The organism is Kitasatospora purpeofusca (assembly GCF_042691725.1).
Lineage (GTDB): Bacteria > Actinomycetota > Actinomycetes > Streptomycetales > Streptomycetaceae > Kitasatospora > Kitasatospora purpeofusca_B.
This window is the reverse complement of the sequence record NZ_CP170483.1, coordinates 7,900,528-7,916,434: the sequence shown is the minus strand read 5'-3', so window position 1 is coordinate 7,916,434 and position 15,907 is coordinate 7,900,528. Positions and strand designations below refer to the sequence as shown.

13 protein-coding genes are annotated in these 15,907 nt (G+C 75.3%); 4 read left to right on the top strand and 9 right to left on the bottom strand.

Annotated elements, in window-relative coordinates; translation table 11 throughout:
- Positions 1–90: 90 nt before the first annotated feature.
- Positions 91–1,716, bottom strand: a complete 1,626-nt coding sequence (locus tag ACFCLZ_RS34100) for an alpha/beta fold hydrolase (RefSeq protein ID WP_380281754.1) — start codon at positions 1,714–1,716, stop codon at positions 91–93.
- Between the two features lie 246 nt (positions 1,717–1,962).
- A complete protein-coding gene (locus tag ACFCLZ_RS34095; RefSeq protein ID WP_380281753.1) occupies positions 1,963–3,219 on the bottom strand; it encodes an MFS transporter in 1,257 nt (418 codons plus the stop codon).
- Between the two features lie 492 nt (positions 3,220–3,711).
- Between ACFCLZ_RS34095 and ACFCLZ_RS34090 the strand changes: the two genes are divergently transcribed.
- Positions 3,712–6,003 (top strand): molybdopterin cofactor-binding domain-containing protein, encoded by a 2,292-nt coding sequence (locus ACFCLZ_RS34090; protein WP_380286371.1) that lies wholly within the window; start codon positions 3,712–3,714, stop codon positions 6,001–6,003.
- Between the two features lie 99 nt (positions 6,004–6,102).
- Positions 6,103–6,585, top strand: a complete 483-nt coding sequence (locus ACFCLZ_RS34085; protein ID WP_380281752.1) for a (2Fe-2S)-binding protein — start codon at positions 6,103–6,105, stop codon at positions 6,583–6,585.
- 46 nt (positions 6,586–6,631) lie between these two features.
- On the opposite strand, the gene ACFCLZ_RS34080 is transcribed toward ACFCLZ_RS34085, so the two are convergent.
- Both ACFCLZ_RS34080 and ACFCLZ_RS34075 read right to left on the bottom strand, forming a co-directional pair.
- Positions 6,632–6,955, bottom strand: a complete 324-nt coding sequence (locus ACFCLZ_RS34080; RefSeq protein ID WP_380281751.1) for a hypothetical protein — start codon at positions 6,953–6,955, stop codon at positions 6,632–6,634.
- A 58-nt stretch (positions 6,956–7,013) separates the two neighbouring features.
- On the bottom strand, positions 7,014–8,027 hold the full coding sequence (locus tag ACFCLZ_RS34075) for a zinc-binding dehydrogenase (protein ID WP_380281750.1): 1,014 nt from the start codon (positions 8,025–8,027) through the stop codon (positions 7,014–7,016).
- 93 nt (positions 8,028–8,120) lie between these two features.
- Between ACFCLZ_RS34075 and ACFCLZ_RS34070 the strand changes: the two genes are divergently transcribed.
- Positions 8,121–8,789, top strand: a complete 669-nt coding sequence (locus tag ACFCLZ_RS34070; RefSeq protein WP_380281749.1) for a TetR family transcriptional regulator — start codon at positions 8,121–8,123, stop codon at positions 8,787–8,789.
- Between the two features lie 145 nt (positions 8,790–8,934).
- Positions 8,935–10,140, top strand: coding sequence for an alpha/beta hydrolase (locus tag ACFCLZ_RS34065; protein ID WP_380281748.1), 1,206 nt, complete (start codon positions 8,935–8,937; stop codon positions 10,138–10,140).
- Between the two features lie 16 nt (positions 10,141–10,156).
- Here ACFCLZ_RS34065 and ACFCLZ_RS34060 read toward each other — a convergent pair whose 3' ends face one another.
- From ACFCLZ_RS34060 to ACFCLZ_RS34040, 5 genes are all read right to left on the bottom strand, one after another.
- Positions 10,157–10,753, bottom strand: a complete 597-nt coding sequence (locus tag ACFCLZ_RS34060; protein ID WP_380281747.1) for a TIGR03086 family metal-binding protein — start codon at positions 10,751–10,753, stop codon at positions 10,157–10,159.
- Between the two features lie 180 nt (positions 10,754–10,933).
- Complete coding sequence (locus ACFCLZ_RS34055) at positions 10,934–11,689, bottom strand: SDR family NAD(P)-dependent oxidoreductase (protein ID WP_380281746.1); 756 nt, start codon at positions 11,687–11,689, stop codon at positions 10,934–10,936.
- A gap of 246 nt (positions 11,690–11,935) precedes the next feature.
- Positions 11,936–12,718 carry a transglycosylase family protein gene (locus ACFCLZ_RS34050; RefSeq protein ID WP_380281745.1) on the bottom strand — a complete coding sequence of 261 codons (783 nt, stop codon included), beginning with the start codon at positions 12,716–12,718 and terminating at the stop codon, positions 11,936–11,938.
- Between the two features lie 617 nt (positions 12,719–13,335).
- Positions 13,336–14,004 (bottom strand): response regulator, encoded by a 669-nt coding sequence (locus ACFCLZ_RS34045; protein WP_380281744.1) that lies wholly within the window; start codon positions 14,002–14,004, stop codon positions 13,336–13,338.
- 85 nt (positions 14,005–14,089) lie between these two features.
- Positions 14,090–15,826 (bottom strand): histidine kinase, encoded by a 1,737-nt coding sequence (locus tag ACFCLZ_RS34040; RefSeq protein WP_380281743.1) that lies wholly within the window; start codon positions 15,824–15,826, stop codon positions 14,090–14,092.
- Positions 15,827–15,907: the final 81 nt, after the last annotated feature.

The following is a 15,907-nucleotide window of genomic DNA, read 5'->3' as shown; positions in this document are numbered from 1 at the left end:
CTTCGAGCGGCGGGGTGAAGGCCGAACGGCCCGGTCCCGGAAGGCTGTTTCCGGGAGCGGGCCGTTCGGTTCTTCAGGTGGTCCGGGGTGTCAGGCGACGGGCGGGAAGGCGTCGGCGTCCGGCTTCAGGAGCTGGCCGGCGGCGGGGGCCTTCTGGTTCACCAGGTAGTCGGTGACCAGCTTGCCCAGCTCCTTGCTGCGGCCGACGGCGCAGTGCTCGACCACGTCGACGGAGACCAGCACCGCGTTGCCCAGCTGGCGCTGCATGCGCTGCGAGAAGGTGTAGTTGGTGGCCGGGTCGTAGAGGTTGCCGATGACCATCACCGGGGTGGCGGTCTTCTTGCCCCACGGGCCGGTGAAGCGCTCGGCGTCGCGGGCCGGGGCCGGCCAGGTGGAGCAGGTCGGGCCGTCGAAGGCCTGGTAGCGGCCGAAGGTCGGCGACTCCTTCTCCCAGGCCTTGGCCAGGTTGACGAAGGTCCGCGGGTTGGACGGGTACGGCTTGTCCTGGCAGTTGACGCCGTAGTAGGAGTCGTCGGCGGAGTACGGGGTCTCCGGCAGGGCCTCGCGCAGCGCGTTCGGCACCTCGGTGGCGAGCACCTTGGCGTCCTCGACGGCGGCCGGGTCGACCGGGGCGGCGGGGGCCAGGCCCTGGGCGGCGGCGGCCGGGGCCTGGACCACCGAGTGCAGCGCCTGGAGGGACTTGGCGAGCGGCGCCTGGCGGCTCTGCGCGTACAGGGCGTTGGCGACCTGGCCGGTGAAGCTGGAGAGGGTGACCTGGGTGCCGTCCGGCAGGGTGACCGGGCTGGTGCGCAGGCGGTCGCGGAGGGCGTCGAACTTGGCGCGGGTGTCGCCGTCGCCGAAGGCGCAGCGCGGGGCGCCGGCGGTCTGGCAGCGCTTGAGGTACTCGGCGAGCGCGACCTCGAAGCCGGTGGCGCGCTGGCGGTCGTACTCGACGCCGTTGTGCATCCGCAGGTTGGGGTCGACGTTGCCGTCGACGATCAGCGCGCGGACCTTGTCCGGGTACATCCCGGCGTAGGTGGCGCCGATGAGGGTGCCGTAGGAGAAGCCCGCGAAGTTCAGCTTGGCGTCGCCGACGGCGCGGCGCATCCGGTCGAGGTCGCGGACCACGTTGATGGTCGACATGTGCTCGATGAGCGGGCCGGCGTTGCGCGAGCAGGCGTCGGTGTAGTCCTCGGTGGCGTCGATGGTCTGGGCTATCTCGGCCTTGGTCACCGGGACGCCGACCATCCGGTCGTTGACGCCGGCGGCCTCCTCGTCGGTGGTGAAGCACTTGAGCGGGTTGCTGAGGCCCACGCCGCGCGGGTCGAAGCCGACCTGGTCGAAGCGGTCCTGGACGTCCTTGCCGAAGCGGGCGGTGGTCGCCCACATGTAGCCGCTGCCGCCCGGGCCGCCGGGGTTGAGGAACAGCGAGCCGATCCGCTTGGACGGGTCGCTCGCGCGGCGGCGCATCATCGCGATGCCGACCGTCTCACCGTTGGGGTGGTCGTAGTCGAGCGGCACCTGGTAGACGGCGCAGTCGTAGATCTTCGGGTCCGGCTGGGTCGGATCGGGGTTGCACGGCTTCCAGTCGACCGGTGCCACCTTGGCCTCGGCGGCCGGGCCGGGGGCCGGTGCGGCGACGGCCGCCGCGGCCGAGCCGGCGACGAGGGCGAGGGCACTGGTGACCGCCAGTGCCGCGCTGGTGATACGGGACACGAAACCTCCTCCGGTTGTGCAAACCCGGACAGCCTGTCAGGCCGCGATCAACAGGGGAAGACGTGTGCGACAGGAGATTCTTGCGGGGACCGCCTGTAGGGGCGTCAATCCCCCTCCACAGGGCCGGAATGACGGGAAACAGTGCGGTCCGTGGCTGAAGATCATCATTCACCGTATGGTCTGGCAGGCCCCTCGGCGGCTCCGTCCACCGGCCCCGGGCCGGTGGACGCCGCGTCAGGTCCGCCGCTAGCAGGCCTCGGTGAGCGTCCCGGTGGTGACCGGGGTGCGCCACGGGCGGTCCCGCTCGGCCCGGCGCACGGCCGGGCCCATCGCGCAGCCGGCGGTCAGGAAGAGCCCGCCGAGCAGCAGCCAGCCCGGCCCGCCGCCGTCCAGCAGCAGCGTGGTCAGCAGCAGCGGCCCGGCGGTGCGGGCCACCGCCACGCCGGTGCCGAAGAAGCCCTGGTACTGGCCGAGCCGGTCGGCCGGGGCGAGGTCGAAGGCGATCTGCCAGGATCCGGCGGACTGCTTCATCTCGCCGATCACCTGGAGCACCGCGCCGCCGACCAGCAGCGCGCCCGTCGCCCAGAGCGGGACGGCCGCGGCCGAGAGCGCGAAGACCGCGCAGGAGGCGAGCAGCACCGCCCCGGCCTGCCGGACGGTCCGGGCGGCCGACCGCAGGCCGGTGACGGCGCGGGCGGTCCGGACCTGGAAGAGCGTCACACCGAGGGTGTTGAGGACGAACAGCGCCGAGCCGAGCCAGCCGAGCTGCGGGGTCCGGTCGGCGATCCACAGCGGGATCACCAGGCTGAGCAGCGGCATCCGCAGCAGCAGGACGGTGTTGACCAGGGCCACGACCACGTAGCGGCGGTCCGTCAGCACCGCGAACCCGCCGTCCCGGGCCGGACGGCCCGCCGGTCCGCCGCCGGCCGCCACCACCGGCAGCCGGAGCAGCAGCAGGCCGGTCGCCAGGAAGCCGGCGGCGGTCAGCGCGAACGCGGCGAGGAAGGCCGCCCTGGTCCCGACCGTGAGCGCGACGCCGCCGAGCGCGGCGCCCACCGCCAGCCCGGCGTTGAGGGTGGCCTGCAGCCGGGCGAGCGCCGCCGTCCGCTCCCTCTCCGGGACGAGTCCGCCGACCAGGGCCTGCCGGGCCGCGCCCAGCCCGGACTGGGCGGTCGCGTAGAGGCAGGCGGCGGCCAGGAACGGCAGGAAGGAGCGGACCGCCAGGAAGGAGGCCACCACCACCGCCGTGCCGAGGGCGAGCGCCGCCGCGGTGCCGCGTGCTCCGCGCCGGTCGGCGAGGTGGCCGAGCGGCACCCCGGCGAGCGAGCCGATCGCCCAGGCCACCGCGAGGCCGAGGCCGAGCCGGGCGGGCGAGAGGCCGACGATCCGGGTGAAGTACAGCGCCGAGCTGGTGTAGTACGCGCCGTCGCCGATCGCGCTCACCAACTGGGCTATGGCGAGGGTGCGTTGGGCCGAGGAGGCGGGGCGGCGGCGGAACGGCACGGTACTCCCTGGAGGGCGGGCGGCGCGGGACGACGGGTCGGCGATCGGCGCGTTCCGTGATCACCGACCCCCAGTCTGGATCATCGGCGGACCGCTCGACAGGGCCACTACCATCCCGTGATCTTGGGCCACTTCGGCCGGCCGGGGCGCCCGGAACCCGCCCGGCGCCGGGCTGTGCCCCCGTCCGCCCCCTGGTCCGGGCGCGCGCCCCCGGGCCCCCTGTCACCCGGACGGCGGTACCTCGCGCGACGCCCGGCGCCCCCCGCGCTCTCCGTGTCCGTCCCGTCCGACATCCGCTCAGCTGTCCGATCCCGACCCGGAAAGCCGTGTTGACCGGCCAGTAGGGCCCTCCTATGCTCATTCGCGTTCTCGTTCGCGATCGTGGACACGACCAGAGACGTGCACGCCGCGCGAGCGCCGTCCGGCACCGGGACGGGACCCTAGCGGCCCCCGCCCGGCGGGAGCCGTCACCCGGCGAGAAGGGCTCTCCCCATCAGCACCTCCACCGCGCCCCCGGGCGGCACGGAACCCGCCGCCGAGCAGCGGCCCACCGAGCAGCGGACCGCCGCCACCGCCCGCCGCCGCTTCCTGACCTACCTGATCGCCGCGCCGACCCTCACCGTCGCCGCCCGGGCCGGCCTGGACGCCGCCGCGCCCGCCGCCGCCCGCGCCGCCGAGGCCGCCGGGGCCGCGGCCCCCGCGGGCCAGGCCGCCGCCCCCGGCCCACTGCTCGGCCTGCCCGGCATCCCCGACATCGTCGACCTCGGCCAGGCGCTCCAGATCGCCGGCCTGCCCACCGCGCACCTGCTCGTCCTGGAGATCACCGCCGCCGGGCGCGCCGTCCTCCACCTGCCCCGCCTGGAAGTCGGCCAGGGCCTCACCACCACGGTCGCCATGATGGTCGCCGAGGAACTCGACGCCCGGCTCGGCGACGTCGACGTCCCGCTCTCCGACAGCCGCCCCGATCTGCTGTTCAACCAGCTCACCGGCGCCTCCAACTCGGTCCGCACGCTGTACGACCCGGTGCGCGCCGTGGCCGCCGCCGCCCGCGCCCGGCTGGTCACCGCGGCCGCCCGGCGCTGGTCACTGCCGGCCGCCACCCTGCGCACCGCCGACTCCGCCGTGCTCGCCCCCGACGGCCGCCGGGCCGGCTACGGCGAACTCGCCGCCGCGGCCGCCGGCATCGCGGTGCCCGCCGTGCCCGCCACCCCCAAGCAGGCCGAGCAGCGCCGCGTGATCGGCCGCCCCACCGGCCGGATCGACGCCCGCGACATCGTCACCGGCCGCGCCAAGTACGCCGGCGACCTCGCCGTGCCCGGCGCGGTGCCGACCGTCGTCGCCCGCCCCACCACCATCAACGGCACCCTCGCCACCCTGGACGCCTCCGCCGCCCGGGCCATGCCCGGCGTGCTCGCCGTGGTGACGATCCCGAGCGGGGTCGCCGTCCTCGCCGAAACGTTCGACCAGGCACTCAGGGCCCGCGACGCGCTGCGCACCAGCTGGCACCCCGGCCCGGTCGCCGGGCTCTCCGACAGCGACATCCGGCAGCGGCTGCGCACCGCGCACGCGCCGTTCCTGGTGCCCCCGCTGCTCACCCAGTACGTGGACGGCGAGTTCGACTTCGCCTTCGTCAACCACGCGCCGATGGAGGTCCTGACGGCGATCGCCGACGTCCGCCCGAACCGCGCCGAGCTGTGGTTCGCCGCGCAGACCCCGATCGTCGCGCAGCAGACCATCGCCGCCGACCTCGGCCTGCCGCAGGACGCGGTGACCGTCCACGTGGTGCGCGGCGGCGGATCGTTCGGCCGGCGGCTGTTCTACGACGCCGCGCTGGAGGCCGCGCGGATCTCCCGCGCGGCCGGGCGCCCGGTCAAGCTGATGTGGACCCGCAACGACGACATGCGGCACGGCCGGATGCGCCCCGCCACCCACCACCGGATCCGCGCCACCTACGGGCTCGGCCAGGTGCTCAGCTACGAGCACCGCGCCGCCACCGTGATGACCGACTTCGGCCACGGCCTCGGCGAGGCGCTCACCGCCGCCGGCTTCCAGCTCCAGGTCGCCGGGCTCTCGGTCGCCCAGGCGTTCTTCCTGCTCAGCCAGAACAACCCGTACGACGTCGGCGTCCCCACCCAGGTGCTCTCCGAGGTGCCGCTGCAGATCCCGACCGGCAGCTGGCGCTCCGTCTACTCCGGCACCGTGCGGGTGGCCGACGAGATCATGACGGACGAGCTGGCCCGGCGCCTCGGCCAGGACCCGGTGGCCTTCCGCCGCGCCCGGCTGCGCGAGACGGCCGGGCGGGCCGTCCTCGACACCGTCGCCCGGGCCGGCCGCTGGGGCCGCGCCATGCCGCCCGGCCGGGCCCAGGGCATCGGCTACCACGCGGAGAACGGCGGCCGCACCGCCTACCTGGTCGAACTCGACGCCTCCGAGCCCAATCAGCCCCGGGTGACGAAGGCCGTGATCGCCGCCGACCTCGGCACGGTGATCAACCCGACCGGCCTGGAGGCCCAGCTGACCGGCGCGCTGATCGACGGCCTCTCGGTGATCCTCCAGGCCGGCAACCACATCGACCACGGCGCGGTCCGCGAGGGCAGTTACGGCGACTTCCACTACGCACGGCAGAAGCACAGCCCGCCGGAGGTCGAGATCCACCTGCTGCCGCCGAGCGGACCGCCGGGCGGCGCGGGCGAACTGGGCGTCCCGGCGGCCTCCGCCGCGGTGGCCAACGCCTACGCCCGGGCGACCGGCACCAGCCCGCGCTCCTTCCCGATCAGCTTCTGACCCCGCGTCACGCCCCTGCCCCACGCCCCTGCTCCACGAACCTGCCCCACGTACCAGCCCCACGCACCCGTCCGACGACCCCGAGGAAACGCGCCCTCCATGCCCAGTCACACCTTCGTCCTCAACGGCCGGCCGGTCACCGTCGAGGCACCGGACGACATGCCGCTGCTCTGGGTGCTGCGCGACAAGCTCGGCGTCACCGGTCCCAAGTACGGCTGCGGGGTCGGCGTCTGCCGTGCCTGCACCAGCCACCTGGACGGCGAGGAGATGCAGCCCTGCATCGTGCCGGTCAAGGACTGCGCGGACCGCCGGGTCACCACGATCGAGGGCCTCGCCGACGGCGACACCCTGCACCCCGTCCAGGAGGCCTGGCTGGAGTGCGACGTCGCCCAGTGCGGCTTCTGCCAGCCCGGCCAGATCATGACGGCGGTCGCCCTGCTGCGCAGCACCCCGACGCCCACCGACGCCGACATCGACCGGATCCAGAACGTCTGCCGCTGCGGCAGCTACCCCCGGATCCGCGAGGCGATCAAGCGCGCCGCCGCCCGCTCGGCCGCCCGCACCGCCACCACGGGCGGCTGAGCGGACGGCCGGGCAGGCGGCTGAGCAGGCGGCTGAGCGGAAGGCGTCAGGACTGGTCCCAGGCGTCGACGGTCAGCAGCGCGTCCGGCGGGCAGGCGGCCATCCGCCCGGGGTGCAGCTCGCGCGGCCGGTGGTCGTCGCCGGGCCCGGGGCCGAACACCGAGCCGTCGGCGAGCAGCGGCAGGACGTCGCCCGCCCGGACCGTGTAGCGCAGGGGGTAGCCGTCGAACCGCAGCTGTTCGGCCCGGCCGGCCGCGGCCAGGGCGGCGATCCAGTCGAGGCCGCCGATGCCGGTCTCCCACTTGGCGAGGAGCTCGCCCTCGCCGTCCCCCACGGCCGGAGCCGTGACCACGAACCACCATCCGAGCATCCGACGCCCTCCCCCTCGGTACGCGACGCGACACCGCGAGGCTACGCCACCCGGCCCGTCAGGGGGTGAGCACCAGCCGGATCGGGTTGCCCTTCTTCTGCTCGAGGGCCTCGACCGCCTCGGCGGCCCGGGCCAGCGGGAAGCTTCCGCTCACCGAGCGGGAGAACTCCAGGCGGCCGCCGCGCACCAGGTCGACCAGGTCGACGACGTCCTTGCCCTCCGAGCCGTAGTGGCCGCGGATCTGCTGGCGCAGGTAGCTGACCAGGGTGCCGTTGGTGACGGTCAGCGGCTGGTTGGTCAGGCCGACCAGCACCAGGCGGCCGTGCTCACCGAGCGTGGCCATCGCCTGCTCGCGGACCGGGGCCACCCCGGCGAAGTCGAACGCGGCGGCCAGCGGGCGGCCCCGGGTCGCGGCGCGCAGCAGCTCGGCGAACTCCGGGTCGCCCGGGTCCAGCGCGGCGTCGGCGCCGAAGGCCAGCGCCCGCTCGCGGGCGGCGGGCAGCGGGTCGACCGCCACGATCGGGTGGGCCCCGACGGCGCGCAGCAGCTGGACGCCGTGGGCCCCGAGACCGCCCACCCCCCAGACGCCGACGGCCTCGGCGGGACGGACGGCGCCGGTGCCGGTGATCGCGGCCCAGGGCGTGGAGACCGCGTCCGGGATGAAGCAGGCCTGCTCGAAGGGCAGCTCGTCGGGGATCGGCACCAGGGTCTCCACGGTGGCCAGCGCGTACTCGGCCCAGCCGCCGTCGTAGTCGACGCCCCGGGTGAGGACGACGCCGCCACGGGTCTCGCCGGCCTGGAGCAGCACGCGGTCGCCGACCGCGGCCGTGGTGACGCCCTCGCCCAGGGTGTGCACGGTGCCCGCGACCTCGTGGCCGAGGGTGACCTTGTCGCCCCGCAGGTGCAGCGGCTTGAGCATGCCCTGGATCAGGTGGACGTCCGAGAGGCAGACGCCGGCGGCGCCCACCTCGACGAGGACCTGTCCCGGCCCCGGCGTGGGCACGGGCACCTCCTCGACGGCGAAGGCGCCCTTCGCGACATCGAGCCGGCCGGCGAGCATCGTGGCGGTCATCCCGGTTCCCTTCCACAGCGGTGGCGCGATCGGCGGCCGCACCACCAAACTTACTTGTTGTTCAACAAGCAAGTTCCACCCTAGCATGGTGGTATGCCCACGCACGTGTCCCCGACGGACCCCTCCCCCGCACCGGCCGGACAGCCCGAGCCGGCGCGCCGCACCCAGGCCGAACGGCGCGCAAGGGCCGAGCACGCGCTGCTCGCCGCCGCCGCGCGCCTGGTCGCCGAGCACGGCAGCGCCGGAGTGACGCTCGCCCGGGTGGGCGAGGAGGCCGGCTTCAGCCGCGGCCTGGCCTCGCACTACTTCGGCTCCAAGGGCGCCCTGCTGGCCCGCCTCCAGGAGGAGGCGCTCGCCGAGGCGATGGCCGCCGCCGCACCGGAGCGCAGCGGCGCGGGCGCCGTCGAGGAACTGTGCGCCTTCACCCGGGCCGCCTGCCTCGACGGGGTGCGGCACCCGACCGACCTCGGCCGGGCGTTCGTCGTGCTGGGCGCCGAGGCGCTCGCCGGCTCCTCCGAACTCACCGACGCCGTCGCCCGTCTGGACGCCCGGATGCGCGGTTGGGTGGCCGAGGTGGTCCGCCAGGGCGCGGCCGTCGGCGAGGTCCGTCCGGAAGTGGACCCGGACGCGGCCGCGGCGGCGGTGGTCGGCCTGCTCAAGGGCCTGATCATCCAGGCCGCCACCGCGCCCGGAGCCCTCGCCCTCGACCGCGCCACCGCCGAGGCCCAGCGCTGGATCCGCCTCGCCCTCACCACCGGCTGACCCGGCCGCCCCGGCTCCACCCCCCACGCACCCCCCACGCACCACCCCGCGCGCCCCGCACGACCCGATCGGGCACCCCCCTATCCCCCGCGCGCCTGCCCCGCCTAGGGTGAGGACTCGTCAAGGCCGTTGATCCGGAGGGTGGATGACCATGATCGGGCGCCGTTCACTGCTGACGTTCGCGGGGTTGGGCGGCGCGGCGCTCGCGCTGCCGGGCACGACGGCGTACGCCGCACCCGCCCCGGCGCCGCCCGCCCCGCCGCCCGCCCCCGCACGACCCGCCACGCCGATCGACCTCCCGGTGCCGACCGCGCGGCGGATCGTCGGCACGGTGTCGCTGCACCTCGTCGACGAGGACCGGCAGGACCCGTTCGCCCCCGCGCCCGCGCCCCGCGAGCTGATGGTGCAGCTCTGGTACCCCGCGCTCGGCGCCGCCGGACGCCCGCGCGCGCCGTACGCCACGGCGCGCGTGGCGGCCGAGCTGGACCGCATCGCCTTCCTGGACCCGGGCACCATCGCCCGCCTGCGGCCGACGGCGCGGCTCGGCGCGCCGGCCGCCCCCGGCGCGCTGCCGCTGCTGCTGCTCGGCCACGGCCGCAAGGGCGGGCGCAGCAACTGCACCGCACTGGCCGAGGAGTTGGCGGCGCACGGCTATCTGGTCGCGGCGCTCGACCACCCCTACGACGCCGCCGTCGTCGAGTTCCCGGACGGCCGGCTGGTGCGCAGCGTCCTGGAGGACGATCCGGCCGACTGGGGCGCCACCGAGCGCACGGAGATCAGCACCCGGGCGGCCGATCTGCGTTTCGTCGCCACGGAGTTGACCACCGGCCGGACACTGCGCCGGCACTCCGGGCTGCCGTGCGCCGACCCGGAGCGGATCGGCGTGCTCGGCCACTCGATGGGCGGTTCGGCCGCCGCCGAGGCGGTCCGGCAGGACCGGCGGTTCGCGGCCGGGCTCAACCTGGACGGCGGCTTCTTCGGCTCGCCGGTGCCGGACGAGGGGCTGGACCGGCCGTTCCTGCTGCTCACCACGCTGGCCGACCACGAGACCTGGCAGCGCTGGCGCGCCCACCAGCGCGGCTGGGGGCGGCAGTTGCTGCAGCGCGACGCCGGCCACCTGAGCTGCACCGACCTGGCCTTCGTCGCCGGCCCGGGCCGCCTCGCCGACCACACCTCACCGGAGATCGCCACCCAACTCCTCGGCACCACCGCCCCGGCGCGGGCCGCCGAGCTGACCCGCGCCTACGTCCGCGCGCACTTCGACCGCTTCCTGCGCGGCCGCCCGTCGCCACTGCTGGACGCGCCCTCGCCGCGCTACCCGGAGATCTCCTTCGTCTGGAGCCGCGGCTGAGCCGGGCCGCCCGGCACTACTCGGCTCCGGGGTCGCGGCCGAAGAAGGCGGCGAGCCGGTCGTACACCGGCGCGCCCTCGGCGACCGCGACCTCCGGGCCGAAGGCGTGCCGCTCCTCCTCGCTCCCCCGGTATTCCGGCCGCAGCGCGCCGCGCCCCCAGGCGAGCGAGGCCTCGGCCACCTCGTGGTCCAGGCCGGCGGTGGACTGGCCGGTGGCACGGGCGAGGTCCCAGGCGTGCACGGCGAACTCGGCGGTCTGCTGGTCCACGGGGAAGCGGGCCGGCAGCTCGCCGACGCCGGGGACCGCGATGACGCCGTCGAGGTCCCCGGCCTTGCGCCAGGCGGCCACCAGCCGTTCGGCGCCGGCCTCGAAGCGGTGCAGCCAGTCGTCCTCGACCCGCTCGAAGGGCTCCGACCAGTCGGGCGCGCCGCCCTCCGCCCGGACGGTGAACTGCCGCAGGTCGTGCAGCAGATGGCTGATCAGCCGGCCGACGTCCCAGGAGCGGCAGGCGGTCGGGTGGCCGGCCTGCTCGGCGCCGACGCCGTCGACCAGGCCGGCGGTCTGCGCGAGGGCACGGGCGAGCAGCTCGATCGGGTCTTCCATTGCGGTCATGACGCACCTCTCCGTCGCCGGGGCCGCACCGGCCCCTCACTCGGGACCCGCGCGCCCGGCGCGCGCCGCGGACGCGCGCCGGCACACGTGGTCGGACCGGCCGATCGTAAGCGGGAGCACCGACAACCGGCCCGGCGCAACACCCCGGGCCGGCCGCCGGTGGTCGGACGGCGCGAGCGGTCAGACGGCGAAGCCGCCGTCCACGGCGATCTCGGCGCCGGTGATGTAGCGGCCCTCGGCGCCGACCAGGTGGGCGACGGTCGCGGCGACGTCGGCCGCCCGCCCGAAGCCGCCGAGCGCGGTGAAGCCGGACTGGAAGCCGGCCGACGGGCCGTCCGCCGGGTTCATGTCGGTGTCGATCGGGCCGGGGTGGACCAGGTTGACGGTGATCCCGCGCGGGCCCAACTCGCGGGCCAGCGACTTGGTGAGCCCGATCACGGCGGCCTTGCTGGTGGCGTAGAGGCTGCCGCCGGGGAAGGCGGCCCGCTTGGCCATGCAGCTGCCGATGGTCACGATCCGGCCGTCGTCGGCCAGGTGGGCGACGGCGGCCTGGGCGTACAGGTACGGCGCCCGGACGTTGACGTCCAACACCCGGTCGACGTCGGCCAGGCCGGTCTCCTCGATCGGTGCGACGAAGCCCGCCCCGGCGTTGTTGACCAGGATGTCGAGCCGCCCGAACCGCTCGGCCACCGCCGCGACGGCGGCGCGCACCTCCTGCGGGTCCGCGCTGTCGGCCCGGACCGCCCAGCCGCGCCGGCCCATCGCGGTGATCTTGGCCGCGACCGCCTCGGCCCGTTCGGCGCTGCCCAGGTAGGTCACCGCCACGTCCGCCCCCTCCTCGGCGAGCCGCAGCGCCACGGCCTCCCCGATGCCCCGGCTGCCGCCGGTCACCAGGGCCACCCTGCCGTCGAGCTTCGCGAGCATGGTCGTCGTCATATCGTCAGAACTCCTCGGGTCGTTCGCGGACATGACTCGATCCTCGGCCCGCGCGGCCCTTGGGTCCGGCGGTATTCGGACGTCGCGTTCAACGTTCAACTACCGCCGATCGGCGCACCTCCGCACGCCCCCGCTCGCCCCTGCGACACGCCGTACGGCCACCCCCGGGGACAGGGGTGGCCGTACGGACCCCGGGCAGGGGGTGCCGGGGCGTGCGCGTCAGCGGGACCGGCTCACCGGACGGTGTCAGACCGACAGGGTCTGGCCCGGGAAGATCAGGTTCGGGTTGGTGCCGATCGCCTTGAGGTTCCTGGCGTGCAGTCCGGCCGTGTCGAGGCCGAACTTGGCCGCGATGCCGCTCAGCGTGTCACCGCTCTTGACGGTGTAGCCCCCGCCCGAGGCGCTCCGGTCGGGCGTGGCGGGCGCGGCAGGCTTCGCGGCGGGCGCGGCAGGCTTGACGGCGCCCTGGGACGGGGCCTGGGAGGGGGCCGCCGGAGCCTTGCGGGGGGCCGGCTTCTGGCCCTGGGCCGGGGCCTGCTTGGCCGGCTGCTGCGCCTTGGGCGCCGGGGCGGGCGCGTCGGCGGTGTCGGCGACGTCGACCGGCGCGCCGCCCTTGCGCAGGCCCGCCTTCCCCGAGCAGACCGGCCAGGCGCCCGGGCCCTGCTTGGCGAGGACCTTCTCGGCGACCGAGATCTGCTGCTCCCGGCTGGCCTGGTGGGCCTGCGGGGCGTACGCGGTGCCGCCGTACGCCCTCCAGGTGGACGGGTTGAACTGGAGCCCGCCGTAGTAGCCGTTGCCGGTGCTGATGCCCCAGTTGCCGCCGCTCTCGCACTTGGCGACGGCGTCCCAGGAGGAGGCGGGGGCGGCGGCGGCCGAGGTGGCCGTGACGAGGCCGGCCACCGGCAGCGCCGCCAGGGCGGCGCCCGCCACGACAGCCATCCGAACCCGGTTGCGCCTGGCGGTGCCGGTGGTGCCGGTGGTGGAGCTGTCGGTGGTGGTGGAAGCGGCGGTCTCGCGACGGGGATTCATGGAATTCCTCTCGACAAGCCCCGGGCGGGCATGCGGAACCAGACCCCTGCCGGGGCCGGCTGTCGCTCCCTCGCTCGACGGGCGGACGGGCACGTGTCCGACGTGCCGTACCGCCCCAGCCACCCTCCGCTCGCCGACGGCCTGTTCGAGCCGATCGCGTCGACGGGCACCGCCCTCGCGCCGGTGGTCAGTCGGCGGGCCGTGCGTCGGGGGTGATCCCGGGTGGTGCTCGCTGCACCGCCAAAGAAGCTACGGGCGGCCACCCGGCCGCATCAAGCAATTCTTGTACGTCGCAGCTCAGTTGACTGTTACCGGCGGTATTGATCATGTAATCGACCGGGAAACGACCGGCTTTGACCGCATTTCCCGGCCCAAACGGTCGTTTTCCGTGCCGTCACTCACACCCGGTCGACCGTCGCCCCACCCGGATCATCGACAAATCGCTACGTTCACCTGACGCGCCGTCACCATGCGAATCGGAGTTCCCGATTCCCCCCGCCGTCGATGTGGCCTTCGCCACTCCCACTACCGAGCGTGACCAAAAAATCGCTCAGCGCATGGCACACGATCCGTCCGCGCACAGAGCGAACGGGCCGTCAGCGGGCGGGCGGCGGGCCTCAGCCGGCGCCGTCCAGCCCCGCGTCCCGGGCCAGCAGCGCCGCCTGCACCCGGTTGTCGCACTCCAGCTTGGCCAGGATCCGGCTGACGTACGTCTTCACCGTCGCCTCGCTCATGTGGATCCGGGCGCCGGCGTCCGCGTTGGACAGACCCTCCCCGAGCAGCGCCAGGACCTCCAGCTCCCGCTCGGTCAGCACCTCCAGCCGCTGCCGGGCCCGCGCACCGCGCGCCGCGGCCGGTCCGGAGCGCCCGCCCGCCAGCGAGTCGAGGATGTGCCGGGTCGCGGCCGGCGACAGGAAGGCGTCCCCGGTGGCGGCGGCCCGCACGGCCTGGATCAGCTCGCCCGGGGCGGTGTCCTTCAGGAGGAAGCCCGCGCCCCCGTCGCTCACGGCGCGCAACACGTTCTCGCGCTCCCCGAAGGTGGTGAGGATCAGCGCCCGCGCGCCGGGGGCGGCCCTCGGCAGCTCGGCGAGCGCCGTCAGACCGTCCATCACCGGCATCTGGATGTCCAGCAGGACGACGTCCACCCGGTGCGCGCGGGCCAGGTCCAGCGCCTGCCGGCCGTCGGCTGCCTCCGCCACCACGTCGATGTCGTCGGCGGAGGACAGGATCATCCTGATCCCGGCCCGGATGAGCGGCTCGTCGTCGGCGACGAGGACTCGGATCACGGCTGGTCATCCCCTTGCACTGGTCCTGACGGTGCGCCGCCCGACCGGCCGGGGGCGCCGGGGACCATCCTCACACCCGCCCGGTTCACTGGTTCACCCGGTAGTGCTGCTTGTCGACCAGCACGCCGTCCTTGAAGCAGAACCGAACGGCGTTCTGGTCGTCCCAGCCGCCCGTCGACTCGTCGGACAGGAAGTAGTGGCAGACCGACCCGACCGGCGGTGTGGGTCCGGTGCCCCGCAGGTTCTGGGTGAAGAAATCGCTGCCGGGCGGCAGTTGGCGCCTCACCTCCTCCTCCGGGTCGCCGACCTGCACCGCCTCGAACACCGACCGCTCGACCGTGGAGTCCTCGGCGGACCGGACGAACTCGACGATGCCCCAGACCAGCAGTCCGAGGACGGCCACCAGCACCGCCACGCCCCCGGCCGCACAGCCGATCGCCGGGCTCCGCCGCTTCGTCTGCGCGGCCGCGACCGGCGGCACGCCGTCGAGCGCCCAGGCCGGCGCCTCCTCCACGCCCGGCGCGCCGCCCGCGCCGGCGCCCGTCGCCGCACTCCCGGCGCCCGCGTTCGGCTCCGCGCCCGCGTAGGGCAGCACGGCCGCCAGCCGGAACCCCGCCTCGGCCGTCGGCCCGGCGTGCACCATGCCGCCGACCAGCCGGGCCCGCTCGCGCAGACCGGTGAGCCCCTGGCCACCGCTGACCGCCGGGGCGCCGCCGGAGCGCACTCCCACCGGCTCGGGCGCCGCCGGGTTCACCACCTCCACCACCAGCGCGTCCGGCTCGTACCGGAGTGCGACCGTGATCGGCGCGCCGGGGGCGTGCTTGTGCGCGTTGGTGAGCGCTTCCTGAACGACCCGGTACGCCGCGTGACCGGCGGACGCGGTCAGCGGACGGCGCTCGCCGTCCCGGACCAGGGCGACCACGGTGCCGGCCGCCCGGGAGGAGACGACCAGCCCGTCGATCCCGTCCACCCCGCCCGTCCCGGCGCCCCCGGCCCCGGCCCCGACGGCCGGAGACTCGGCGCCGGCCACCGCGGCACCCGGCGCGGACGGCGCCGCGCTCGACTCGTCGTGCAGCACCCCGACCACCTCGCGCAGCTCGCGCATCGCCGCGACCGCCGCCAGCCGCAGCACGCCGACCGCCTCCCGCTGCCGGTCGGTGAGGGTCCGGTCGACCTCCAGCGCCCCCGTGTGCACCGAGATCAGGGCCAGCTGGTGGCCCAGGCTGTCGTGCATGTCCTGGGCGATCCGATGCCGCTCGCGCAACCGCGCCTGGTGCGCCACCATCGCGCGCTCGCGCAGCAGCTGCTCGTTGCGCTCGCGCAGCGCGTCCATCAGCTCCCGGCGCTGCGCCCGGTAGCGGCCCCAGAGCGCGGGCAGCACCGCGAACAGCAGGTAGCCGCCCAGCGAGAACCCGACGATGACCTTGACCGGCAGCTCCCCGGCGTCCTTCGCCACGCCCAGGACCGTCATCAGCACCCAGCCGACGACGAAGGACCCGACCAGCACACCGACCCGGCGCACCCGGGAACCGGCCGACCAGCCGGCGCAGACCGTCAGCGGCAGCGACCCGCCGCCGAAGCCGCTCGCCGCCGCGGTGAGCACCAGCACGGTCGCGGGCAGGCCGCGGCGCAGCAGGAAGAGGACGGCGACCGCCGGCCCCATCGACAGCGCCAGCCCGGAGCGGCTGGCCACCTCGATCAGCGTGGCGACCCCGCCGAGCAGGATCGCGCCCACCACCTCACGGACCACGGTCCCGAACCGCCAGGGGCCGGGCAGCGCCGTCCGTACCGCCTTCGACCAGGCTCTTGCTATGACGTCCACCCGTCGAGGCTAACGAAGCGCCCGCGCCGGTCACCGCCGCCGTTCGTCGCTGCGGGGACCGACGAAAGTCGCTCCGCGCCG

Excerpts from the sequence above, each read along its gene's own strand:
- ACFCLZ_RS34060 (WP_380281747.1), bottom strand. The coding sequence starts at position 10,753 with ATGACCGCAATGGAAGACCCGATCGAGCTGCTCGCCCGTGCCCTCGCG.
- ACFCLZ_RS34085 (WP_380281752.1), top strand. The coding sequence starts at position 6,103 with ATGCCCAGTCACACCTTCGTCCTCAACGGCCGGCCGGTCACCGTCGAG.
- ACFCLZ_RS34050 (WP_380281745.1), bottom strand. The coding sequence starts at position 12,718 with ATGAATCCCCGTCGCGAGACCGCCGCTTCCACCACCACCGACAGCTCC.
- ACFCLZ_RS34075 (WP_380281750.1), bottom strand. The coding sequence starts at position 8,027 with ATGACCGCCACGATGCTCGCCGGCCGGCTCGATGTCGCGAAGGGCGCC.
- ACFCLZ_RS34065 (WP_380281748.1), top strand. The coding sequence starts at position 8,935 with ATGACCATGATCGGGCGCCGTTCACTGCTGACGTTCGCGGGGTTGGGC.
- ACFCLZ_RS34080 (WP_380281751.1), bottom strand. The coding sequence starts at position 6,955 with ATGCTCGGATGGTGGTTCGTGGTCACGGCTCCGGCCGTGGGGGACGGC.
- ACFCLZ_RS34055 (WP_380281746.1), bottom strand. The coding sequence starts at position 11,689 with ATGACGACGACCATGCTCGCGAAGCTCGACGGCAGGGTGGCCCTGGTG.
- ACFCLZ_RS34070 (WP_380281749.1), top strand. The coding sequence starts at position 8,121 with ATGCCCACGCACGTGTCCCCGACGGACCCCTCCCCCGCACCGGCCGGA.